Source organism: Microtetraspora fusca (assembly GCF_001570365.1).
GTDB classification, from domain to species: Bacteria; Actinomycetota; Actinomycetes; order Streptosporangiales; family Streptosporangiaceae; genus Microtetraspora; species Microtetraspora fusca.
In genome coordinates this window covers 64,857-88,133 of the sequence record NZ_BBYK01000044.1, presented here as the reverse complement: position 1 = coordinate 88,133, position 23,277 = coordinate 64,857, and the positions used below count along the sequence as shown (strand labels likewise).

Genomic DNA, 23,277 nt, shown 5'->3' with positions numbered 1-23,277 from the left:
GAACAGCCCAAACGCCCCGAGCGATCACGCTCCGGGCCGTTTTGGACTTTACTATCGTGCGCATGGAGCTGTGGGAGCGTTCCGGGACGCTGGATCTCCTCGGCGATCTTCTGCGTGAGAGCGCCCGCGGCGGTCGCGTGGCGGTGGTGGCCGGCGAGGCCGGGATCGGCAAGTCCGTGCTCGTGACCGAGTTCGTCCGGCGATGCGGGCCGGCGGCATGGGTGCTCTGGGGCGGCTGCGACCGGTTGATCACCCCACGGGCCCTTGGTCCCCTGCACGACATCGGCCGCCAGACCAGAGGTGTCCTGGCCGAGCGGCTGAACGCCGGCGCCGCGCAGGAGGAGCTCTTCACGGCGTTTCTGGACGAGATCTCCGGCCCGCCGCAGCGCCCGCGCCCGGTCGTTGTCGTAGAGGACGCCCACTGGGCTGACGAGGCCACACTCGACTGGCTGATCTGGTCGGGCCGACGGATCGGTCGGATGCCGGTCCTGTTCGTGGTGACCTACCGTGACGACGAGGTGGGTGCCGAGCACCCGCTGCGGGGCGCCCTTGCGACCCTGCCCGGCGCGATCACGCGACGCGTGGCGCTGTCGCCGCTGTCGCGGGAGTGCGTGGCGGATCAGGCAGACCGGACCGGGCGGGATCCGGAGCTGGTCTACCGGTTGTCCGGCGGCAACCCGTTGCTGGTGACCGAACTGTTGAAGGCGGAGGGGCGGGCGGTGCCGGCCACCGTGCAGGACCTTGTCCTGGACCGGCTGCGGCTGTTGCCGCGGCCCGCCCGGGAGCTGGCCCACCTGGTGTCGGTGATCCCGACTCGCGCCGACGCCGCCGTCGTGGCGGGAGTGCCGGACCTGGTCGACATGTGCGTCGACGCCGGGGTGCTCGTGCCGTCCGGTGACGGTGTGTCGTACCGTCACGAGTTGCTGCGGAGTGCGGTGGAGGACGCGCTGCCGCCCGCGCGCCGCGCCGCGCTGCACCGGCGGGTGCTGGGCGTGCTGGCCGGGGTCTCCGGGGTCGACCCGGGCCGCTTGGTCCATCACGCTACGCAAGCGGGGGACGAGGCCGCGGTTCTGCGGTACGGGCAGGTGGCGGGGGCCGGAGCTGCCCGGCAGGGCGCCCATCGAGAGGCGACGGCACACTATCGGTCGGCCGCCGTGTACGCGGACCGGCTACCGGCCGAGGAGCAGGCCGAGCTGCTGGAGGCCTACGCGTTCCAGGCGTACCTGGCCGGGCTGGCCGAGGAGGGATTGCAGGCCCGGTGGGCGGCGCTGGCCGTACGGGAGAATCTGCGGCAAGCCGAACAGGTCGGTGAGAATCTGCGCTGGATCTCCCGGTTGGCCTGGTGGGCGGGGAACGCGGGGCAGGCATGGGAGGCGGCCGCGCGGACGATCACAGTCCTCGAGACCGAGCCGCCGGGGCGGCAACTGGCCATGGCCTACAGCAACCGGTCCCAGTTGCACATGCTTGCGGGCGAGGGGGAGGCGGCGGTCTCGTGGGGAGAGCGGGCGCGAACCCTGGCCGTTCGGCTGGGGGATGTGGAGACCTCCGTCCACGCTGAGATCAACGTGAGCACCGCCCGGCTCACCGGCGGTGACGAAACCGCGGTCGCGGCGCTGCGGAAGGTGCACGAGCGCGCCTCAACCCTCGGGCTGGCCGATCACGCCGTCCGGGCACTCGTCAACCTGGCGACCTCGCTGGTGCAACTGGCCGAGTACGAAGCCGCCGCACCGGCGGTCGAACATGCGCTGGCGTACGCGACTCAACAGGACCTCGACGGCTACGTCCAGTACCTGCTCGGGGTGCGAGCGGGGGTGCGGCTGGTGCGGTGTGACTGGGCCGGCGCTCTGGCCGATGCGGACGCGGCACTGGATCGGCCGGTCCGAGCCGGGGTCGCCGTGGTTCCCGCGCTGTTGGCGCGGGGCCGGATTCAGGCGGCCCGTGGCGAACGCGAGGCGCGGGTCACGCTCGACGAGGCCGCCCGCCAGGCCGAACGCACCGGTGAGGTGCAGCGGGTCTGCCCGGTGGCGGCGGCCCGCTCGGAGTACTTCCTGCTGTATGGCGATGCCAAGCGTGCCGCCGAGGAGGCCCGGCACGGCCTGGACCTGGCCGTCAGGGCGAACCATTCGGTTTACATCGGGGAGCTGGCCTACCGGTTGTGGCGGGCCGGGGAGGACGGGTCGCCCGGTGCGGGGGCCCGGCCGTACCAGATGATGATCGACGGAGACTGGGCCGGCGCGGCCGCGGAGTGGGCGCGGCGCGGGGCCGCGTATATGCGCGTCGAGGCACTGGCGGGCGGTGATCAGGGCGCTGCGGCCGAAGCCTTGCGGGTCCTGGACGAGCTGGGGGCCACGCGGGTGGCGGAGCGGTTGCGGGCGGAGCTGAGAAGGCGCGGTTTCACTCAGGTGCCGCGTGGCCCTCGCCGGACGACGGCCGCCAACCCCGGCGGCCTTACGCTGCGCCAGGCGGAGGTGCTCGCGCTGCTGGTCGAAGGGCTGTCCAATGCCGAGATAGCCGGGCGCCTGTCGTTGTCGGTCAAAACCGTCGACCACCACGTTTCCGCGGTGCTGGACAAGCTCGGTGTGGCCAACCGGGGCCAGGCAGTTGCTGCGGCACACCGGCTGAACCTAGTCCGGAAGCCGGCAAAATAGGGAATTCTCCCCAATCGCGGATCGTCGCGAGGACCTACCGTTCTGCGCTGAGATGCCGTCCCAAGGGGGAGACATGAGTTATCTCAGCACACCCGGCGAATCACCCCTTTACGAAGCTGAGCGGGCAGCCCAGGGATACGTGCCCAACTATCTGAGGGTGCTGGCGCTGCGGCCTGAGGTCTACCACGCATGGCTGCGGCTCGGGGAGGCGGTCAGGGCCGGTATGGACCCGCGTCGGTACGAACTGGTCACCCTGACGGCCGCCCGCCGCCTCGGTTCCACGTACTGCGGTCTCGCGCACGCGGCCGCGCTGCTTGAGCGGTTCTACGATGACGCGGCCCTGCGGGTGATCATGGCCGACCATCACGACGCGGGGCTGGCGCCGGTGGATGTGGCGGCCATGGACTTCGCGGACCGCGTCGCCGCCGATCCCGCCGGCGTGACCGAGGGGGACATCGCGGTCCTGCGCGGGCACGGCCTGGCCGATGCCGACATCTTCCAGATCGTCCTCGCCGTCTGTCTGCGCCGGTTCTTCAGCGGCATCCTGTCCGCGGTCGGCGCCGTCCCGGATCCGGTCTTCCGCGAGCTGCCCCCAGGTGTCCGGGCGGCCGTCGGGGCTACCGATGAGGCCTTTTCCCACCGGCGGGGCGACGCAGGCGGCTCGTAGCTCGATCCGCTCGGGGTGTCCCGATGACTTCCACCAACTGTCCCCGGCGCCGAGCGGGCAGGTTCGCCGACGGCGTGGTGGACCGCTACCCGCTCCCTGACTCACTGGCACCGATACACGCTCTCGACGAAGGACAAGGAGAAGATCATGGCCGGAAAAGCCGTCATCAGCCTGACTACCGGACTGGAGGACCCCGAGCGGGTCACTGTCGCGTTCCTGGTCGCGCTCGGCGCGGCCGAGCAGGGCCGCCCCACACTCATGTTCCTTACCAAGGAAGCAACCCGGCTGGCCCTGGACGGCGTCGCCACCGCAGTCGCATGTGACGGCTGTCCTCCACTGGCCGACCTCGTAGCCCGGTACGCCAAGGCAGGCGGGCGTTACTTCGTCTGCCCGATCTGCTTCGAGGCGCGCGCGCTCGACGGGCAGCGGCTCATCGAGGGCGCGGAATTGGGCGGCACCATCCCGATGTGGCAGTGGATCGGCGACGAGGGCGCGACCACTTTCAGCTACTGACGAGTTTCCTGCTGCTGATGCCGACGGCAACCTTGGCGGCAACGTCCTCGGTCAGAGGCATACGCCGGGCGCCATCACGCGCCCTCCATCCCCGGATCCCGGATAGGTGGCAGGGCGACTGCGACAGCTGAAAAGCGGAAGGTCGGCAGTTCGCCCCTGCCCCTGGCCACACTCTCTGAACAGCCCAAAAGAACAGCCCAAACGCCCCGAGCCGATCACGGCCGGGGCGTTCTTGCCTGGCCTTGACGACAACGCTGACGACAACCTCTGTCTCCTCCTCGTCTGCCCAGTCGTCCCCGTAGTGGGCGCGGTAGAGGAACTCCTGTGTTGCGTGAATTTCCGGGGCGGGCGTGTCGAGAGGCGTCCGCATTCGCTACGACACTGATTCGGCCCTCGCCCGCCGGGCGTCCCGGCGCTCCTCGAAGCGGGTCGCGGCCACTTCGAGCTTGGCGAGGAAGGCCGCCAACTCCTCGCGGGCCTGCTCCCCCTCCGCGTCGAGCCCTTCCATGTCGAAGGGCTTCCACTGCCGCAGCACCGGCGTCAGAACCTCGTCACAATGCTGGCGCAGGTCGTAGATGCCCGCCATGGCGATCATCACCGACTTGCGGGCGAAGCCCTCCATGCCCTGGCCCGGCATCTGGAATGAGGTCACGACATCGGTGACGGCTCGCATGGTCTGCGACGGGGCCAGCTCGAACGCGGCGGCGAGGAGGTTCCGGTAGAAGAGCATATGGAGGTTCTCGTCAGCGGCGACCCTCGAGAGCAACCTCTCGCAGAGAGGGTCTCCCGACACCTTCCCGGTGTTCCGGTGGGCGACGCGGGTGGCCAGCTCCTGGAACGAGACGTATGCCAACTGCCGGAGCATGCCGTCGTACTCCGTGGCGAAGCCGGTTTGCATGTGGGTCATCCTGGCTCGTTCCAGAGCGACCGGGTCGACGGCCCGGGAGACGGTGAGGTAGTCGCGGATGGCGATCCCGTGCCGGCCCTCCTCCGCTGTCCACCGGTGCACCCAGGTGCCCCAAGCGCCGTCCCTGCCGAATGTCGTGGCGATCTCGTGGTGGTAGCTCGGCAGGTTGTCCTCGGTCAGGAGGTTGACGATGAGCGAAACACGGGCGGGTTCGGGAATCGAGGAGTCCTCCGGCGACCAGGCCTCGCCCCCCAGGACCCCGTCGAACGTCCGGCCCTCGCTCCACGGGATGAACTCGTGAGGGAACCACTCCTTGGCCACTGCGAGGTGGCGGTCCAGCTCTCGCCCGACCACGGGTTCGAGCTCCACGAGAAGCTCCGTCTGGGTGAGCGGGCGAGACGTGATCGGCATGTGTGGCCTCCGGGTCTGCAAGCTGCCGAAACGTAACCTACGCTAGCGTAGGTCGGCCGGCCGACACGTCGTCGTGATCGTCCAGAAGACGAACGGATATCCTGTAGGAGTTCCATCGTGTCGATCCCCGACGCGGTCCAGGTGGGTATCCCCGCGACGCCCGCGCACAGCGGGATCTCGTTGCCGCAAAAGATCGGAGCGGCGACCTCGGCCGCTGAAGATCGTGCGTCCGCATGACGAGGCCCCGGACTCCGTGAGAAGCCCGGGGCCGGATGCCGTCGGATGACGGGCCACTCTCAGTGGGCCCGGCATCAGCGGTGCGAAGCGCTGCTTAGAGCGGTCGGACGTGCTCGGCCTGCGGGCCCTTGGCGCCCTGGCCCGCGGTGTACTCAACCCGCTGGTTCTCCTCCAGCGAGCGGTAGCCGCCGGCGTCGATGGCCGAGTAGTGGACGAAGACGTCCGGAGTGCCGTCGTCGGGGGCGATGAAGCCGAAGCCCTTCTCGGCGTTGAACCACTTGACGGTTCCCTGAGCCATGATGCTTTCTCCTTGTTTAGACGATCTTGAGAGCCACGAATGTGATCCTCGGGCTGCTGCGACCGACCGCCTTGGGAAAGCCTCGGCTTCGTACGGTAACGCCCGCTGTCATAGCTCCGCAGGCGCTTTACGCATACTGGGACTTCGACACAACCTGTGCCTGCGACACTACACGCAACATGCTGTTCCCGCGCCACTCTCGCGAAACCTCGTACGCGCCCCGCAGGACCATGCGCCCATCCGCCGGTCGGCCCGGAGGCCCTCTTCTAGCTTAAGGTTCGGCGGGTCAGGAGAAACGCCTGCCCTCGTCGCGGCGGTAGGCCCACACGGCCGCAGCCGCCAAGAGAACAGTCCAGACGGCCAGCATGACCAGCGACACCGCGCTCGGGCTGACGCCGGCGGTTGCCCACCAGATCAGCTCGGCCGCGCCCCTGGTGGGCACGTACGGCGAGACGACCTGCACGAACTCCGGCAGGATCTGTGGTGGCAGCAGCAGCCCCCCGAGGATGGCCATCGGGAAGAACAGGAGCTGCGACACCGCCATCGCGGCCTTCGACGCCATCACGAAGCCGACGAACAGCCCCATCAGCATGAATGGCACGACACCCGTGACCAGCGCGCCCAGCCCCAGCAGCAGCCTGGCCGGCGTGATCGTCGCCACCGTGAACAGCGCGCCCACCACGAGTACGGGGATCACCGAGATCAGCATGACCGCGAGCGTCGACAGGATCCGCCCGGCGAAGCGCGGGAACGGGCCCGCGGGCAGTGTGCGCAGGTACGGGTTCCACGACCGCTCGCGGTCCTGCGAGACCGCGTTGCTGAGCCCGATCAGCGCGGCCGACATGGCGCCGAAGAACATCAGCGAGGCCGTCGCCGTCGTCGCTCCCCGCACGTCCTGGCCCGCGAACGGCACCACGAACGCCAGCATCGAGATGGCCGGGAACAACGAACTGGCCAGAAGCCCGATCGGCACCCTGATCTGCTCGACCATGAGAAAGCGGGTATGGGCGAGGACCAGGTTAGACATTCGCGGACTCCTTCGAAGTGATGGCGAGGAAGGCCTCTTCCAGAGTGGCCGGCCTGATCTCCAGGCCGGAGAACGGCACGCGGCTGCGCACCAGCTCCACGACCAGCCGGTCGGGGTCGGTGGTGACCAGGTCGATCCGGCCGTCCGCACGTTCGGAGCCGAGCACGCCGGGCAGCTCGGGCAGGTCCTCGGCGACGAGGGAGACGCGCCGCGCGCCCACCATGCCGCGTACGGCCGGCACGGTGTCGTCGACCAGCACGCGGCCGTTGCCGACCACCACGACCCGCTGGGCCAGGGCCTCGATCTCCTCCAGGTAGTGGCTGGTGAGCAGCACGGTGCCGCCGTCCTCGTGGAAAGCCTTGATGCCGTCCCACAGCGCCCGCCTGGCCTCGACGTCCAGCCCGGTCGTGGGCTCGTCGAGGAACACCAGCCGCGGCCGGCCCGCGAACGCGAGTGCCGCCGCCAGCCGCCGCCGCTGCCCGCCGGACAGCCCCCCGATCTGCCGCTTGACCAGGTCGCTGAGGCCGAACCTGGCCAGCAGCTCCGCCCTGCCGACGGGCTCGGGGAAGTGCGCGGAGACGAAGTCGACGATCTCGCCCACGCGGAACGACTCGGGCAGCCCGGTCTCCTGCGGCGTCACACCGATGCCGCGCCGTATGGCCGGGTCCAGCGGCGAGCCGCCGAACAGCTCCACCACGCCCGACGTCGGCCGGCGCAGTCCCGCGAAGAGGTTGATGAGGGTGGACTTGCCCGCGCCGTTCGGGCCGAGCAGCCCGACCAGCTCGCCTGCCCTGATGTCGAGCGAGACGCGGTCGAGCGCGAGCACGTCACCGTATTGGCGGGTGGCCTCGATCGCTCTGGCGAGGACCGTCATGTCATGTCTCCTGTGTCGTCCTGCTGTTGTCCAACAAGGTGCGAATCGTCCTGGTCTTCGCAAAGGCCCGCAAATCGGGCGACCGTCCGCAGTCGGGTCCGGGCCGGTGCGGCCGATGCGCACAGGGTGGAGATCGCGACACCACCCAGGTGATCAGGCATTCGCCGGGCACGTTCATCGCCGGGCCAGCCCCAGAACGAGCACGGCGCCGACGACCAGGTGCAGCAGGAGCAGCACCAGCGTCGCGGCGATACCGACGGCGTTGCCGACCGGGCCGAACAGGGACAGGGCGAGCACGATCAGGGCGACGATCGTCCAGGTCCGGCCGGGCCGGGACGCGAATCGCTCCAGAACGGCCAACAGCCCCCAGCCCGCCAGCCCGGCCAGCAGGCTCGTCACCACGACCAGTACCGGCCCCACCGGCTGCGTGCTGTCGCCCATCCGCGCGGTCAGCGTCGTTCCGGCCACCGGAACCGCCAGGGCCCAGACGGCCAGGGCGGCCGCGGGTGCGCCGATCACAGTGAGCAGGAGTCTTTTGACGGAGATGTTCATGTCGGTCAGCTTCGCCCGCCGGCCCGGTCTGCCACATCGGGCGCGAGGTCGCGCCCTGTCCTTCCCCTGTGGGGTACGGGTCCGACTTTGGTAGGTGATGGCTCCGCCGTACCGCCGACTAACCTGGGCCGATGAGCAAGATCCAGCCTCCGTACGTGGTCGCGGTGGCCGGCGTGGTCCTCGGGATGGGCGCGCTGACCGCGGTGGCGCTGTGGGCCCAGGCCGGCCGGCCCACGTGGGGGCTGGACATCGCGGTCGCGGCGGTGAGCATGGTCGCCGCGCTCGCCCAGCTGCGGTGGCCGACCTCCGGGGCACTGGCCGCCACCCTCCTTGCCACGCTCTCTCCAGTGGCCACGCCGGCGGCGTCGATGGGGGCGCTGCAGGTGGCCCAGCGCAGGCGCTTCCCCGTCGCAGCCGCGGTGGCCGCCGCAGGCATGGCGGCACACGTCGTCCAGGGGCTGTGGCGACCGAACTCCGGTATCTCCCTCGGCTGGTGGCTGCTGCTGATCTGTGCCTCCTACGGAGCGCTCCTCGGCTGGGGTGCGCTGACCCGCTCCCGCCGCGCCCTGCTCATCTCCCTGCGCGAACGCGCCCACCGCGCCGAGGCCGAACAAGGCAGGCAGGTGGCCGAGGCCCGCATGGCCGAACGCCGCCGGCTCGCCAGAGAGATGCACGATGTGCTGGCCCACCGCCTGTCTCTGGTGGCCACGCATGCCGGGGCACTGGAATACCGCCCCGACTCCTCTCCCGACCAGCTCGCCCGCGCCGCCGGGGTGGTCCGCGCCGGTGTGCACCAGGCGCTGGAGGAATTGCGCCAGGTGATCAACCTGCTGCACGAGCAGGACGACGAAGTGGACGAGCTGGAACCCCGGCCGGGCCTGGCCGACCTGGCCGGCCTGATCGCCGACGTACGGCAGGCGGGCCAGTCGGTACGGCTGCGCGAGGAGGCCACCGACGTCGCCGCCCTGCCGGCGGCCGTGTCCTGGACCGCGTACCGCGTCGTGCAGGAGGGCCTGACCAACGCCCGCAAGCACGCCCCGGGCCGGCAGGTCGAGGTGCTGCTGCGCGGCGCTCCCGGCACACCCTTGCTGATCGACGTCCGCAACCCGCTGCCCCCGGCGGACGCCGCCCCCCTCGCGCCGGGCAGCGGGCTCGGCCTGGTCGGGCTCACCGAGCGGGTACGGCTGGCCGGCGGGCAACTGGACCACCACACCACCGACGGAGAGTTCCGGCTCCAGGCCTGGCTACCATGGCCGGCGTGATCCGCGTGCTACTTGTCGACGACGACGCCCTGGTCCGCGCCGGGCTGTCCATGATGCTCGACGGCGCCGCCGGCATCACCGTCGTCGCCGAGGCGGCGGACGGCCAGGAGGCCATCACCGCCACCGACGCCCACGCCCCCGACGTCGTCCTGATGGACCTGCGGATGCCCCGCGTGGACGGCATCACCGCCACCCGCCGACTGCGTGCCCGCGCCCGGCCGCCCGAGGTGATCGTGCTGACCACGTTCGACACGGATGAGAACGTCCTGCACGCGCTCCGCGCAGGCGCCGCCGGGTTCCTGCTCAAGGACACCTCGCCGCCGCAGATCGTGGAAGCGATCACCCGGGTCGCCGCGGGAGACCCGATTCTGTCCCCGCGCATCACCCGGCGGTTGATGGATCGAACAGTCGCCCAGGCCGGCGCCTACGAGCGTGCTCGCGCCGCGTTGGCCGCACTCACCCCGCGCGAACACGAGGTGGCGCTGGCGATCGCCCGGGGCAGGACGAACGCCGACATCGCCGCCGATCTCGTCATGGGCATCACGACCGTGAAAGCCCACGTCTCCAGCATCCTGACCAAGCTCGGCCTGGACAACCGCACCCAGATCGCGCTCCTCGCTCACGACGCAGGTCTTACCTGACCGGCATCCGCCTGCGCTGCTTCCTCTGTCAGGACCTCGCCCTGGCCTGGCTCGCCTACCAGGAAGCCGAACGCCGTGGTCCCGGTGTCAACGTCGACCTTCTGGAACCGCCGCCTGCCTCGTAGGGCTCTTCGGCGGCATCCACCGAACGGTGGATTTTCGGGTCAGCAGCATTCGCGGACGAGTATGGCCGGCAGATCGATTCGCCCCGGGCGCAGGCGAAAGATGCTTGAGCCATGGCAGTCATCGACCCCGGACTTCGAGGTGCTCGGCGAGGCCGGGGACGGCGCCCAGGCCGTCGAACTCGCGCGGGCGCTGAACCCCGACGTGATCCTCATGGACCTCCGCATGCCCAGGATGGACGGCGTCGCGGCCATCAAGGAACTCGCCAGGCTGGGCGTCGCGGCCCGCGTCCTCATCCTCACCACGTACGGCACCGACAGGGACGTCCTGCCCGCCGTCGAGGCCGGCGCCACCGGCTACCTCCTCAAGGACACCGGCCGGGACGAGCTCATCCGTGCCGTCCGTACGGCGGCGCGGGGCGAAGCCGTGCTGTCCCCGTCGGTCGCCACCCGTCTTCTCGGCCAGGTCCGCGCGCCCGCCGACCCGCTGAGCGCCCGGGAACTGGAGGTCCTCCACCTCATCGCCGAGGGCGCCACCAACCGCGAAGCCGCCGCGCGCCTGTTCATCAGTGAGGCCACGGTGAAGAGCCACGTGCTGCACATCTACACAAAGCTCGGCGTCAACGACCGGGCGGCCGCTGTCGCCGTCGCCTTCCGGCGCGGCCTGCTCACTCTGGACGACGGCTGACCAGATCCGGCGTCCGCGCCTGCCCGCAGACGCATCCCGTCCGCATGAGCATGGCCTGACGTAAGTGAAAGGTGTCTATTTATTTCCGTTGTGTCGGATTATGCTCGGGCCAGTCCTGAAGTGGATCAAGCGGAGGTGCTCATGAGGAAGATGACCGTCCGTCGCAAGGCCGGGCTGCGCCTGCTGTCCGGTGCCCGTCGTCTCTGGATCGAGTGGTGCTGGTAGTTGCCGGCACGGCGGGCGCTCCCGGGCGCCCGCCCCTGCGGCGATCGGCCCGACCGTGACCGACGAGCACAGCGGGTACGACTGCCATCGCGACCACGGGCCGTACGCCGGGGTCGCGGCTTTTCTCGGCCGGATCGCCGCCGACCGTCCCCGTCTGGCGTCCCGCCACAAGGTCGAGCTGTACGCCATCGCCCCCTGGCTCGACCCCGTGGCGCGACCGGCGGCTGAGGAGGAGCCGATCCGGTTCCATCCCGCCCGGCGCACCGCCTGTCTGGCGTACGGCGCCGCCGAGTTCGCAGGGGCCTGGGCGGACACGCTCCGGCACCCGGTCACCGTGCGGTTCGACCACGTGGCCGATGCCGACGAGACCACCCGCGAACTGCTGGACGCGCTGACCCGCCGGGTCGGATCGTCCCCGTTGCGCCTGGACCTGCGCGACGGCGGCGCCCGCGAGCCGGTGGCGGCCGACCCGACGCCGGAGGCGATACGCACGGCCCTGGGCGACAGCCTGGCCCGCGGCTTCTACCACCACGCGGCCCGAGTCGCCTCGCGCGGGCGCGCCATGGTGACGCCGGAGGGCGATCTGCGGCACTGGTGGGCGTTCACCACCGGCCTGGCCACCGCCCTCGCGGCGCTGGACCGCGCCGCCGAGGCTCTCGACCTCTACCACGAGGCGCGCGCCGCCACTGACGACCCCAAGATCACCATGTCGGCCGCGTACGCCACCGCCATGCTGTACGCCAGGCACCTGCCGGCGGCCGAGCAGGACCAGGCGCAGGCGCGGCACTGGCTGGAACAGGCGCTCCACCTCGCCGCCGGACTGGACGACCCGCGGCAGCGGGTGCTGTCCACCGTCTTCTACGAGCAGGGTCTGGCGCTGCTGGACAGCAGGGAGGGTGAGCCTGCCCGCGCGCTGCGGCTGATCGACGACGGGCTGGCCCGACTGACGGCGGTGCTCGCTCCCGGCGAGCGTCCGCAGGATCTGGCTCGGTTACGCCACAACCGGGCACAGGTGCATCTGGCCCTGGGCGACCCGGAACAGGCCCTGGCCGACCTCGACACGGTGATCGCACACGACCCCGACAACTGTGAGTACTACGTGGACCGGGCCGCCCTGCACCGGGCGGCGGGTCGCTCCCAGGCCGCGATCAAGGACTATGACACCGCGATCCGCCTCGGACCGCACCTGCCCGAGGCGTACTACAACCGCGCCGTGCTCCAGCAGGAGCGGGGCCGACCGGAGTCGGCGCGAAACGACCTGGAGCGGGTGCTCGCCATCGACCCCGGGCACCTCGACGCTCGGATCGCCCTGGTCAACCTGCAGGTGGAGCGCGGCGCGCTCGACGCGGCCGAGGAGGGCGCGCGAGCCGGGCTGGCGCTGGCCCCGCAGGAGCCCGCGCTGCTGTGCACCCTCGGGCTGATCCGCTCGGAGCGCGGCGGCCTCGCCGAAGCCGACGAGCTGCTCACCCGGGCCCTGGCCGGGGATCCGGAGCTGGTCGAGGCATGGACGAACCGGGCCGCCGTCCGGTTCGAACGCGGCGACGTGGCCGCCGCCGTGGCCGACCTGGACCGGGCGGTGGCGCTGTCGCCGGCGCCGGTGCCCCGTTACAACCGGGGTACGGCCCTGATGCGGTTGGAGCGGTGGGACGAGGCCGCCCGCGACTTCGCCGACGCCCTCGCCCAGCCCGGCCTGGACCGGGCACTGCGACGCGACCTGCGTGCGGCACTGGCCCGCTGCCGGCGCGCCACGGCCGGCTGACTCCCAACCGGTGCGCCGTGCCGGGCCCAGGGTGATGCCCGGTCCGCTGAGCTGGAGGCACGCCGTGGATCCGAACGGCTACCGGTCGGAGGTCTCCCGCTCGCGGAGCGGGTGCTCGACACCCTCCTGGACGCGGAGCTTGGTCCGACGGCGGCGGGAGGCCAGAGCCGCGACGACGAGGCCGCAAAGGACGATGAGGAAGAGCAGCAGTGCCCAGGGGACGGTCCAGGCGTGCGTGGTGTTCTCAACGTCGGCGAGCGGGGCGACCGAGCCCGCCGCGTCGGTGAGCAGCGGGACGAGGGTGACCGTCCCCGTCAGTCTCAGCGCGGGAACCACTCCGTGTATCGGCACGGAGACCTTCCAGGTGTCGCCCGGGAGCAACTGGGGCGAATCGTCGATCTCCCCCGCCTGGCCGTCCGAGCGCCCGAAGAGGCCGGAAACGGACACCGCCTGCCGAGCGGAGAGGATGGCGTTGCCCGTGTTGTGGATCGTGTATGTGACGGTGGCATCGCCCTTCCCGAAGGGGTTGGGCGTGCCCGAGTAGCGCACGTTCAGCTCCTCTACCGAGAGGCTCGGCTTGAGCTCTCCCCCCACGCGCAGGCGGATCCGGATGCCGAGACGCCGGTCCCCATCGATCCCGTCCGCTTCGCCGGCCTGCGCCGGCGAGGTGACGATGCCGCCCATGTATTCGCCGGGCGCGGCGCTGTCCGGAAGAGCGACGGTGAACGGCACCTCGACCGACTTACCGGGTGGGACGGTCACGTCGGACCGGTCCGTGTGGACCCACGCACCCACCCCGGTCGACTTCGCGTCCTTGGCGGCCAGGTCGAGCCGGCCCTGCTCGGTGGTGAACCCGTCGGCGGCGTACACGGCCAGGCGGAGCGGCGCCGTGCCGTGGTTGACGACCACGAGACCGTCCTCGAGCTGCCCGCCCGGGTCGAGGGTGTAGCCGTAGTTCTGACGGCCGGACCCGAAGTCGTTGGAGGCCGTCCTGACCGTCCAGGAGACCTCGCCGTCCGCCGCGGCGGCAGGTCCCGTTCCCACTCCGAGGAAGCCGAGCACGGCGAGCAGCACCACGACGGTGGCCTGGGCGAGGGATCCGGCTGCTGTGGACGTACGCGGTCTGGACGGGTGCATCTCATGGTCCTTGGGCGGTTCTGGAAGGCGTGCGTGGGATGGAGGACCTGTGGTGGGGTGGGCGCCCGACGGCACCCACCCCACGAGGTCGAGCGGGCCGGATCGGCTCAACGCGGTGAGCGTGAGGAGCCCGGCACCACTCTCGGTCGTCTACTGAAGCCAGCCGGAGTCAGCCGCGGCTGACTTGTTCCCGTTGGCCTTGCCCTCGTTCGTGTGGATCACTACCTTGTCGACGCTGGAGCCGACCCCCGGAGCGGCGTCGGCGCCGTTGTTCGGGCCGCACCACTTCACCTGGCCGAGCTCCACCGCGGCGTTGGGGGCGGCGCAGGTGCCGCTGCGGATGTTCTCCACAACGAGCTTGTTGCCGCGCACCTGGACCCTCACGTAGGTGCGGACGTGCTCCTGGTTCTCGACCGAGTTGGCCCAGTGGCTCTTGGGGTTCAGCGGGTCGGGACCGTAGTTCGGGTCCTTGGTGGCGTCCGGAGCGGTCAGGTCGTAGTACTTCGAACCCGACGCGGAGTTCGCCGTCACATAGATGACGCCGCCCGGACCCTTGGAGACCTCGGCGGCGCCGGGCTGCTCGTCCTTGTTCGCCTTCTGGCCGTTCTTGATCACGTAGCTGCGGGAGTAGCTGTGGTCGTGACCCTGCAGAACCAGGTCGACGCCGAGCTTGGAGAAGGCGGTCGGGAAGTCCTGGCGGCGCTGCTTGTTGTCGGAGTCGTTCGCGTGGCTGGCCGGAGAGTAGATCGCGTGGTGGTAGATGAGCACCGTGTGCTTGGCGTCGGCGCCCTGCTCCTTGATGACCTTGCTGATGTAGTCGACGTGCGCGGCGTCGGAGCCGCTGGCGTAGGCGTTGCTGTTGATGTCGATGAACAGCACGTTCTTGTACTTGAACCAGTAGTTGCCGCCCGACCGGGTCGTCGAGGCGCCGTTGTAGTACGGCGCGGAACGGTCGGTGTTCGGCGTCCAGAAGTGCTGCTCGTACGCCTTGCCGCCGACGTCGTGGTTACCGATGGTGGCGGCCCACGGGTACTGGCGCAGCTTGGCGGGCGCGAGGAACGCGTCCCACTGCGTCTCGGTGTTGGCGGTCTCGACCTGGTCGCCACCCGAGACCAGCAGCTCGGCCTTCGGGTTGGCGGCGAGGGCGACGTCCAGGGTGTCGAGCCACCCGGCACCGTCCTTCGCCACATTGCCGGACGAGCCGATCTGCGGGTCGCCGAAGAACAGGAAGTCGAGGTTGTTGCCGTTGAAGTCCTGGGTCGTGAAGGAGTACGTCGGGGACCACTGGCCCTCGGCACCGACACGGTAGGAGTACGAGGTGTTCTGCTTCAGGCTGTCGATCGTGGCGTGGGCGTTGTGGCCGCCGTTGACGCTGTTGGCGGCGACCGTGGCCGGGAAGGTGACGGCGCTGGCGGGGAACTGGCCGTTGACGAGCTTGGACGTCGGCGCGACCTGGACCACCTGCGCGGTGCCGGCCGAGGAGTACCACGACACGACGCGCTGCGTTTCGTTGGTGCCCACGCCGAGGACGATGCCGGTGAGCGTCGTGCCGTCAGCGTGGGCCGCGGTCGCCAGGCCGCCGCCGAGCACCGCGGTGACACCGATGGCCGCCGCGGTGGCGCTCATGGCCACCCGGCGCAGAACACGCCCCGGACCTTGGGTCCCCTTGTCGATCTTCATGTGTTTCCATCCAATTGGGGGTATTAGGGAGGTTTGTCAAGATTCCGGAAAGCGGTGTCGTGGAGGTGAACGCCGGGTGGGCAGGCTGTTGCGCGCGCCGGAAGTTGTGACGTGATCTCAGATTTCGAGAACTCGTTGCACGAACCACACCAGGCCCATCACGGACACTCCCGCCGCGATCGCCCCGGTCGCCCACAGCCCCGCGGCCGGTCGGCGGTGGCGCAGCAGGGCGAGCAGCGGGAAGACGACGATGATGATCGCCAACTGGACGGCCTCGATACCCACGTTGAAGACGAGGAGCGACCACAGAAGCGTCCACGACCAGGCCTGATCGATCCCCAGCGCCGAGGCGAAGCCGAGCCCGTGCACGAGTCCGAAGCAGAAGACCACCGCGAGCCGCGTCCAGCCCGCGCGGTCCAGGCTGAGGTGACTGCGGCTGAGCGTCGCGAGTTCCGTGGCATGCGATCGGCGTCGCCAGATTTGCCACAGATGCCAGCCGGCGACGACCGCGATCGAGAGGGCGATGACGGGCTCGACGAACGACTCGGGCACCTCCACGAGGCCGAGGGCGGCGATGATGAAGGTCACCGAGTGGGCCAGCGTGAAGGTCGTCGCCGCCAGCACGATCTCGCGCAGGCGGCGTGATCCCGCGATGAGCGCCAGCAGGAACAGGATGTGGTCGAGTCCGCCGAGCAGGTGCTCGGCCCCGAGCCGGAAGAACTGCCAGAACCGCTCGATCCAGGACTGTTGCGTGGAGAACGACCGATGCTGGGCGTCGAGGGCGGTGCTCCCGGACTGCAGGTCGAGGTCGTAGGTGACGATCGTCTTGCTGTCACGTACATAGCCCTCGGAATCCGGGAACAGCCCGCTGCGCACCTCGTGCGCTTCGGCGGACTCCGGGCACCGGTAGTCGAGGGTCAACAGCGCGTACGGGACACCCTCGCGCTGCCCGATCGTGAAGTCGCCGTCCCGGACCGGGGTGCACGCCTTGCCTCCGGCCGTGACGCCGAAGCGCTCGGTCACGTACGCGACGACCGAGTCGGCGTGGGCGTCGAGCGCGGCGGCCTGCTCCGCCGCGTCACCGGCCTCGAACGCCGCGGTGCCCGCTCGGAAGAGCTGATCATTCTTTGCGTTGTCGGCGGCCGAGACGACGAGCAGGTCGTACTCCAGTTGGAGCTCGGTGCGGACGTGCCCGGCCTCGGTTGAGGTGAGGCCGGCGTACACGGTCGAGGTGAACCCGTGGGCGAGAGCGGGCGCGGCACTGAGCAGGACGGCCACGGCTACGGCGGTGATGACGACACCGGCACGACGCCGTGCGGCGGGGGACATATGACTCCTTTTCGGGTTTGGTGTACGAAATCTGCTCGACTCAGATGAACGAATGGCCTCTCGCACGCGAAATCGCGACGAACCAAACCCGGCGGAGACAGCTCTCGCACCGAACGCCGTAAGCGATGAGGTAGGAAGTAGGCGCACTTCCCCCCATCTCGGAGGACGATCTTCTATGCGCTCTCGGCTTCTGTCTGCCGGCGCACTGGCCGCGGCAGTCGCGACCGCCCTGCTGGTCGGCGGATGCGGCTCCGGCGACGACTGGTCCCGGCCGCACGCGAAGCCCAGCGCCGTCGGCACCCCCGGCCCGGGGTTCTTCCCGGACGCGTCGCCCGCCCCGGAGGCGACGATCACGCCGCGACCCGGCTCATGGAACGGGGTTCGCCCGTCGGAGGGCTACCGGGTGGTGCTGCTCACCGCGGGGGACGACGCCCAGACCGAAACGCTGGTGAGCGCCGTGACGGAGTGGGCCGAGGAGGAGCACGTCAGCCTCAAGACCCTCACGGCCACGGAGCCGGACCAGTTCATTCCGCGCATCAGCAGCGCGATCGACATGAAGCCCGACCTCATCATCAGCGCCGGCGACGACCTCATCGACCCCCTGGCCCTGGTCACTCCCAACCACCTCGACCAGCAGTTCCTCGTGGTCGGCGCCGAACTGGCCGAGCCCACCGCGAACGTCACCGCCGCCGACTGGGCCGGTGCGTCGTTTCGAGGCGAAGGGCTCGGCATGTCGTCGACGTACGATCCCGGCACCTTCACCCCCGAGCGTGCCGGGCGCGCCGTCCGGGCCGGTGCCGCAGCCGTGCTCAACGGCCTGACCGGCATCGTGATCTGGCTTGACTAGGGCCTGCTCGCGGAGTTCGGATCTTTAGATGGGACGGAGGCTCCGGATCCACAGGATGGCACCGCGCGGACGGAGTACTGCCAGATAGCTCTCCGGCGTCTTGTCGAAGCGGCAAGCCGGCCCGCGCCACTCCTTGATCTGGCTGGTGCGGCGTCCTGCGGTGCCACGGTGCCGAGCGTGGGCCGGGCGCGCGAGCTCAGCCGGCGTGCAGCCTGGTGATGAGCTCATGCGCGACGTCCAGGAACTGATCGCGCGAGGACGTCGTCGTCTGCAGGTCGACGAACGCCTCGTGGGCACCGGCCTGGGCGAGGGTCAGCAGGTAGTCACCGATCTGCTGCACGGTTCCGGCGTGCGGCACCTGGTCGTCGGGCGCGGGAGAATCGGTGATCTTCGGATTGACGCGCACCACCATTCGCAGGGCCGACGGGTCCCGGTCGACGCGTGCCGCGGTCTGCAGCGCCACATCCCACAGGGAAGTCAGATAGGGCATGGGGATCGCCGCGCTCAGCCAGCCGTCGGCTCGCCTGCCGATCCTCTCCAGAGAGGAGGGCGTGTAACCGGCGAGCAGGATCGGGGGGCGCGGCCGCTGGAAGGGCTTGAGGTCGATGTGTGACGGCGGCACGGTCCAGAGCGTGCCCTTGTGCTCGACCACCTCACTGCTCCAGACGGCCTCCATCAGGTCGAGCGTCTCTTCGAGCCGGTCTCCCCTCCCCTGCCAGGGCACCCCGGTCGCGGTGTATTCGTCACGCAGCCAGCCGAGGCCGATGCCGACGTCCAGCCGTCCGTGGCTGAGCAGGTCGAGCGAGGTCAGCATGCGGGCGAGCAGGACCGGCGGTTGCCACAGCGCGTTGAGCGTGCTGGTTCCCAGCCGGACCTCCCGAGTGCTGACGGCGGCCAGCGTCAACGCGGTCAGCGGGTCGAAGAACGTCGCGAAGGCCGGGGGGACCTCGCCGTCTCCTCCCGGGTAGGGATCGCTGGGTGCGAGCGGCAGCATAATTCGATCACCCGCCCACAGGCTGCTGTAGCCCATGGCCTCCAGGTCCGCGCTGGCCTGCCGGATGAAATCCGGGTCCGCGAAGGCACCGTACTGCGGGACTGCATATCCGATCTGCATGAGAAATTCCTTGATACTTCGCCGTGGAAAGCCGGGAAGAACTGAGGTGCATATTGCGTACGCATCTCGATACCTGGACGCTCCCGGTCCAGCGTCCAGGGAGATGTTAGGCAGCACCTCTTGGATATGACTTGTGTCCCACGTTTCTTACGGTTGGCCGCCTGGTCGGCCTTTTCCGGGATGACGGCCTTGATTCGGCGTCGACGCAGATGGGTGCGGTTAGCGCGAGAGGAGTAGGCATTGTCGGCGGCTACCGCACCTGGGCGGGTTCGCGGGCGACCAACGGGCAGGCGGACCTTGATACGGGCGAGGCGGTACACCGCGAGACGCGCACCACATATCTCCGGCAAGTCATTTACAACCACGCGTTTCTACGATCGCGCCATGATGAAGAAGACGATCACCGCTGTGGTCGCCGGCCTCGCTGTCCTGGTGACTTCGGCCGCCGCTTCCGCCGCCGCTTCCGCCGCCGCTTCCGCCGCCGCTTCCGACACCAAGACCCTCCGGCTGCGTGCCGGACTGAGCCTGATCATCCCCGAGTCCTGGAAGGTCTACAAGATCAGCAAGGACTGGACCCGCGTGGTGACCGGTTCGTGCCCGACCGTCAACGACGAGGTCTTCGGGTTCCGTGACTCCGGTTGCCGCAGCTTCTGGGTGCTGGGCCCGAGCGCGATCGAGATAGGGCACGAGGTGTTCCAGGCGTACACCCCGGACGCCCCGTTCTATCCGGCCACCGACGTCGGCCCCTGCGTGTACGACGCGAACCTCTCGGTCGGCGAGATGAAGCTCGCTGCCAAGGGGCTGCGCCAGGTCGGCCCAGGGCACAAGGCGTACTATCGCGCCTGGTCGGCCGACTGCGTCACCCCGAACAGCGGCAAGGTGAAGGGTCGCTTCACCCAGCGCGAGTGGTACCTGCCCAAGTCCAAGATCCTGTTCGTGGACCAGTGGAACACGCAGGGCCTCTCGACGGTCCTCAAGTACGCGACCTGGAGCTGACGATCCCGCCGACCACGAGCGATCGGCGCGGGCACCAGCGGGAACGCCGCGTGGGTGCCGAAACCGTCGCCCGGGGCGCCGAGGACGAACGGCCCGGCGCCCGCGTACGACGGTCTCGGTGAGATCGAAGTCCGGCCTCCACCTTCGCGCCGCGGTCTGGATCAGAGACGTCACCGGACCGTTCCTTGATCACAGCCAGATGCGCGCCCTGGTGCCGGGCCCCTCCGTTGTCATCGTCAGCGGCTGGTGTCGCGGATCCGTCGGGCCGCCCTACCGGCCAGGTGCAGGAATGCGACCTCGCCTGCGTCGTCTCGAAGGAAGCGACCGACGGCGCGCTGCGGGGCGGCGGCGAGCGTCACGTCGTCACAGCCTTCGACCAGCGCGAGCGGCATGTCGGGCATGCCCTCCACCCCCGCGGCCACCAGTTCGGGGCAGAGCACGAACCGCGCGGTCAGGTGTTCGTCGACCTCGAAGGTCCACTGCCCCGCGTCGTAGCCGCCGACGTACTCCGGTGTGGGTTCGCGCAGCGTCAGCCGTACGGCCTGCGGCGTGGCGCCGAGGAGGTGCTCCAGGCACCAGTCGGTCACCAGGTTGCCCAGCGCCTTGCCGGGCGCGGAGTTGGTGAGCGTGGTGACCGCGAAGCCGCGCTCGGGCGCCAGCACGAACGCGGACAACTGCAGGTTGCCGATGTTGCCGCCGTGCGTGACCAAACGCACGCCCGCCTGCTCGTCCAGCAGCCACGGCAGCCCGATGCCGGTCCACGGCACGCCGACCGGGACGTGCTCCGCCTGCATCAGCTCCCTGGTGGCGGCACCGACCGGCTCCTCACCGCTCGCGCCCAGGTGGAAGGCGGCGTAGCGGAGCTGGTCGCGCACCGACGACACCAGCCCGCCTTCGGGCATGCTTTCGCGGAACAGTCCCCACGTGTGCGCGACCTGCGGGCCGTCCTCCCGAACGGTGTGGCCGACGGCGTGCGGACGCGTCGCCACCTCCCAGGGGAAGAAGAAGCTGGAGCTCATGCCCAGAGGTTCGAGCACGATCCGGCTGACCGCGTGCTCGTACGGTTCGCCGCACACGGCCTCGATGACCCTGCCGAGCAGCCGGAACCCGGCGTTGTTGTACGAGGCGAGCGCGCCGGGCGGGAAGAGCTGGGGCAGCCGGTCGTAGGCGTCGATCGAGGCGGCCAGCGCGCCGGTGTCCCAGCTCTCGCCGTCGTCGATGTCCCCGAGGAATCCGCCGGTGTGGGTGAGCAGGTGCCGTACGGTCAGCTCGTCGGCGGCCCGCTCGTCGGCCAGCCGGAAGTCGGGCAGGTACTGCCGTACCCGCCCGTCCAGGTCGAGCCGGCCGCGCTCGACGAGGTGCATGATCGCTGTCGCCGTGACCGTCTTGGTGGTCGACCCGATCTGGAACAGCGTGTCGCCGGTCACCGGGGTCGGCGCGTCGACGCTGGTGACGCCGGTGGTGAGGACGTGCTCCGCGCCGTCGAAGAGCACGCCGACGGCGGCGCCGGGGACCTGAAGGGATTTCGCCTCGCGGTCCAGCAGGCTCTGCAGGTGGGTGAGGTCAGCCATTCGTTCATCCTGCTGATATCGAGAGCGACGGACTTCGTCCGCCCGCACCATTTCCGCCGCGCCGTTCGTTCAGAAGTCCGGGAGTCCCGGAACGGAGCGGGCTCGCGCACGTCACCCCTAGGCCGTCGCTATAACGCGTTTGATCACAGCTGTGAAGATGTGCGATCTTCCCGACTGGTTCGCCCGTTTTGGGAGCGAGGGTCGGTACGCGCCAGTGGCGTCATCGCGCGGCGGCGAGGGCGAGGGACGCGACGGCCAGCGCGAAGTAGCCCGCCGGGAAGGCGATGTTGTGGAACACGCGGGCCCGTACGTGGACGGCGACGGCGCCGGTGAAGAACAGGACAAGCCCGACGGCCGCGGCGATGCCGATGGCCCGCACGCCCAGAAGGCCGAGGAGGAGCCCGGCCGCTCCGGCGGCCTTCAAGGTGGCCAGCAGCGGGATCCAGGACGGCGGGACACCGACCGCGGCCGAGTTGGCGAGTACGGCCCTGGCCCGGGAGAAGTCGGCGACGGCGATCCCGGCGTTGGCCGCGATCGTGACGACGGTGACGATGACGTAGGCGATGAACACGCGGATGGCCCCTGTTCGGATGGAGATGGGGGAGATGGCGCGTCGCGGGGGCGGCACGCGGCCGTACAGTCCGCACGGCCACGGTCGCGGGGCAGCTGTGGCGAAAGCATCGAGACGGCATGGCGTCTCCCACGGACGTGAGCGCTGCGAGCCGCTCCCCGCTCGCTGTGTCGAGTCTCACCGAGCGCCGCCTCAGGCGTCCAATACCTGCGTCTATAACCTGATGGCATGGATGTCGACACGCGACTGTTGCGGTACTTCCTCGCGGTGGCCGAGGAAGGGAGCCTCACGCACGCCGCCGCCCGGCTGTTCGTGTCGCAACCGGCGCTCACCAAGCAGATCAGGCAACTCGAGAACCTGCTCGGGACGCGGCTGTTCACGCGGTCCCGGGCCGGGATGGCGCTGACCGAACCGGGACAGGCGCTGGCGGAGCGGGTGCCCGCCCTGCTGGCCGACTGGGACCGGGCGCTGCGGGAGACCAGGCAGGTGGCCGAGCGGGCGGCCCGCGTGCTGCGGGTCGGCTTCATCGCGAGCGCCGCGAACGAGGCCACCCCGCGCATCATCGCGGCGTTCACCCGCCGCCGGCCGGGCTGGCGCGTCGACATGCGGCAGGCCGCGTGGTCGAACCCGACCGCCGGACTCGCCGACGGAGACGTCGACGTCGCCCTGCTGCGCCTGCCGTTCCCCGGCCAGGACACCCTGCGTGTGGAGGTTCTGTTCGCCGAGCCGCGCTGGGTTGCGCTCCCCGACACGCATCCGTTCGCCATGCGTGACGTGATCCCGTTCCGCGACCTGTGGGACGAGCCCTTCGTCGCCGCCCCACCCGAGACAGGCGGGTGGCGGGACTACTGGCTGGCCGCCGACGAGCGTGACGGCCATCCGGTCCGCGTCGGCGCCGTCATGGACCAACCCGACGACTGGCTGAGCGTGATCGCCAACGGCTACGGCATCGCGCTGGCTCCCGAATCCTCCGCTCGGTTCTACGCGCGCCCGGGCGTCGTCTACCGGCCCGTCAGCGGCGTCAGCCCCAGCCAGGTCGGCGTCGCCTGGGCACCCGCCGACGACGCCAACCCCGTCGTCCGGGACTTCGTCCGCTGCTGCCTGGACAACAGGCCACCCCTGCACCCCGAGACCGATCCCTGACTGCGTCGCCGGCGACGTCAGAGGACCGGCGATCTGCGGCGTCGGCGTTTCCCCGGCG

The 23,277-nt window shown here is 70.1% G+C and carries 21 protein-coding genes and 1 pseudogene; 10 read left to right on the top strand and 12 right to left on the bottom strand.

Annotation, left to right across the window (positions count from 1 at the left end):
- Positions 1–62: 62 nt before the first annotated feature.
- The 3 genes from AWQ68_RS12935 (at position 63) to AWQ68_RS12925 (ending at position 3,828) form a co-directional block, all read left to right on the top strand.
- Positions 63–2,648, top strand: a complete 2,586-nt coding sequence (locus tag AWQ68_RS12935; RefSeq protein WP_066939736.1) for an ATP-binding protein — start codon at positions 63–65, stop codon at positions 2,646–2,648.
- A 139-nt stretch (positions 2,649–2,787) separates the two neighbouring features.
- Positions 2,788–3,315, top strand: coding sequence for a carboxymuconolactone decarboxylase family protein (locus AWQ68_RS12930; RefSeq protein WP_218006863.1), 528 nt, complete (start codon positions 2,788–2,790; stop codon positions 3,313–3,315).
- A gap of 147 nt (positions 3,316–3,462) precedes the next feature.
- A complete protein-coding gene (locus tag AWQ68_RS12925; RefSeq protein WP_066939732.1) occupies positions 3,463–3,828 on the top strand; it encodes a DsrE family protein in 366 nt (121 codons plus the stop codon).
- 373 nt (positions 3,829–4,201) lie between these two features.
- Here the strand turns inward: AWQ68_RS12925 and AWQ68_RS12920 are convergent, their stop codons facing one another.
- The 5 genes from AWQ68_RS12920 to AWQ68_RS12900 all read right to left on the bottom strand — a co-directional run bounded on the left by AWQ68_RS12920 (position 4,202) and on the right by AWQ68_RS12900 (position 8,134).
- Entirely contained in the window at positions 4,202–5,146 is a 945-nt protein-coding gene (locus tag AWQ68_RS12920; RefSeq protein WP_066939729.1) for an acyl-ACP desaturase, read from the bottom strand.
- 331 nt (positions 5,147–5,477) lie between these two features.
- On the bottom strand, positions 5,478–5,681 hold the full coding sequence (locus AWQ68_RS12915; RefSeq protein WP_066939726.1) for a cold-shock protein: 204 nt from the start codon (positions 5,679–5,681) through the stop codon (positions 5,478–5,480).
- 286 nt (positions 5,682–5,967) lie between these two features.
- Complete coding sequence (locus AWQ68_RS12910; RefSeq protein WP_066939723.1) at positions 5,968–6,708, bottom strand: ABC transporter permease; 741 nt, start codon at positions 6,706–6,708, stop codon at positions 5,968–5,970.
- Positions 6,701–7,582, bottom strand: a complete 882-nt coding sequence (locus AWQ68_RS12905) for an ABC transporter ATP-binding protein (protein ID WP_066939720.1) — start codon at positions 7,580–7,582, stop codon at positions 6,701–6,703. The genes AWQ68_RS12910 and AWQ68_RS12905 overlap by 8 nt, the downstream gene beginning before the upstream one ends.
- Positions 7,583–7,756: 174 nt before the next feature.
- Positions 7,757–8,134, bottom strand: coding sequence for a DUF6069 family protein (locus AWQ68_RS12900; RefSeq protein ID WP_066939718.1), 378 nt, complete (start codon positions 8,132–8,134; stop codon positions 7,757–7,759).
- 131 nt (positions 8,135–8,265) lie between these two features.
- Between AWQ68_RS12900 and AWQ68_RS42360 the strand changes: the two genes are divergently transcribed.
- The 4 genes from AWQ68_RS42360 (at position 8,266) to AWQ68_RS12880 (ending at position 12,831) form a co-directional block, all read left to right on the top strand.
- Positions 8,266–9,396, top strand: coding sequence for a sensor histidine kinase (locus AWQ68_RS42360; protein WP_066939715.1), 1,131 nt, complete (start codon positions 8,266–8,268; stop codon positions 9,394–9,396).
- Positions 9,384–10,037, top strand: a complete 654-nt coding sequence (locus AWQ68_RS42355) for a response regulator (RefSeq protein ID WP_066939712.1) — start codon at positions 9,384–9,386, stop codon at positions 10,035–10,037. Before AWQ68_RS42360 ends, AWQ68_RS42355 begins: the two co-directional genes overlap by 13 nt.
- 225 nt (positions 10,038–10,262) lie before the next feature.
- A complete protein-coding gene (locus AWQ68_RS12885) occupies positions 10,263–10,847 on the top strand; it encodes a response regulator (RefSeq protein WP_066939709.1) in 585 nt (194 codons plus the stop codon).
- A 280-nt stretch (positions 10,848–11,127) separates the two neighbouring features.
- Positions 11,128–12,831 carry a tetratricopeptide repeat protein gene (locus tag AWQ68_RS12880; RefSeq protein ID WP_066939706.1) on the top strand — a complete coding sequence of 568 codons (1,704 nt, stop codon included), beginning with the start codon at positions 11,128–11,130 and terminating at the stop codon, positions 12,829–12,831.
- Positions 12,832–12,909: 78 nt separating this feature from the next.
- Here the strand turns inward: AWQ68_RS12880 and AWQ68_RS12875 are convergent, their stop codons facing one another.
- The 3 genes from AWQ68_RS12875 to AWQ68_RS12865 form a co-directional block, all read right to left on the bottom strand.
- Positions 12,910–13,968 carry a WxL protein peptidoglycan domain-containing protein gene (locus AWQ68_RS12875; protein WP_066939703.1) on the bottom strand — a complete coding sequence of 353 codons (1,059 nt, stop codon included), beginning with the start codon at positions 13,966–13,968 and terminating at the stop codon, positions 12,910–12,912.
- 150 nt (positions 13,969–14,118) lie between these two features.
- Positions 14,119–15,648, bottom strand: coding sequence for a purple acid phosphatase family protein (locus AWQ68_RS12870; protein WP_084463924.1), 1,530 nt, complete (start codon positions 15,646–15,648; stop codon positions 14,119–14,121).
- 117 nt (positions 15,649–15,765) lie between these two features.
- On the bottom strand, positions 15,766–16,977 hold the full coding sequence (locus AWQ68_RS12865; RefSeq protein WP_066939701.1) for a HupE/UreJ family protein: 1,212 nt from the start codon (positions 16,975–16,977) through the stop codon (positions 15,766–15,768).
- Between the two features lie 175 nt (positions 16,978–17,152).
- Between AWQ68_RS12865 and AWQ68_RS12860 the strand changes: the two genes are divergently transcribed.
- Positions 17,153–17,824, top strand: coding sequence for a type 1 periplasmic-binding domain-containing protein (locus tag AWQ68_RS12860; protein ID WP_066939698.1), 672 nt, complete (start codon positions 17,153–17,155; stop codon positions 17,822–17,824).
- A 196-nt stretch (positions 17,825–18,020) separates the two neighbouring features.
- On the opposite strand, the gene AWQ68_RS12855 is transcribed toward AWQ68_RS12860, so the two are convergent.
- Together AWQ68_RS12855 and AWQ68_RS42350 are read right to left on the bottom strand one after the other, a co-directional pair.
- On the bottom strand, positions 18,021–18,938 hold the full coding sequence (locus AWQ68_RS12855) for a TIGR03619 family F420-dependent LLM class oxidoreductase (RefSeq protein WP_066939695.1): 918 nt from the start codon (positions 18,936–18,938) through the stop codon (positions 18,021–18,023).
- Positions 18,939–19,069: 131 nt separating this feature from the next.
- A pseudogene (locus AWQ68_RS42350) lies at positions 19,070–19,249 on the bottom strand (IS5/IS1182 family transposase); the annotation flags it as partial.
- 73 nt (positions 19,250–19,322) lie between these two features.
- Between AWQ68_RS42350 and AWQ68_RS12850 the strand changes: the two are divergent.
- Positions 19,323–19,934 carry a hypothetical protein gene (locus AWQ68_RS12850; RefSeq protein ID WP_066939691.1) on the top strand — a complete coding sequence of 204 codons (612 nt, stop codon included), beginning with the start codon at positions 19,323–19,325 and terminating at the stop codon, positions 19,932–19,934.
- Between the two features lie 236 nt (positions 19,935–20,170).
- Here the strand turns inward: AWQ68_RS12850 and AWQ68_RS12845 are convergent, their stop codons facing one another.
- Both AWQ68_RS12845 and AWQ68_RS12840 read right to left on the bottom strand, forming a co-directional pair.
- On the bottom strand, positions 20,171–21,505 hold the full coding sequence (locus tag AWQ68_RS12845) for a serine hydrolase domain-containing protein (protein ID WP_066939688.1): 1,335 nt from the start codon (positions 21,503–21,505) through the stop codon (positions 20,171–20,173).
- Between the two features lie 220 nt (positions 21,506–21,725).
- Positions 21,726–22,076 carry a DoxX family protein gene (locus tag AWQ68_RS12840; RefSeq protein ID WP_066939685.1) on the bottom strand — a complete coding sequence of 117 codons (351 nt, stop codon included), beginning with the start codon at positions 22,074–22,076 and terminating at the stop codon, positions 21,726–21,728.
- A 228-nt stretch (positions 22,077–22,304) separates the two neighbouring features.
- On the opposite strand from AWQ68_RS12840, the gene AWQ68_RS12835 reads away from it, so the two are divergent.
- Positions 22,305–23,219: a LysR family transcriptional regulator gene (locus AWQ68_RS12835; protein ID WP_066939682.1), complete on the top strand. Its 915-nt coding sequence runs from the start codon at positions 22,305–22,307 to the stop codon at positions 23,217–23,219.
- Positions 23,220–23,277 lie beyond the last annotated feature (58 nt).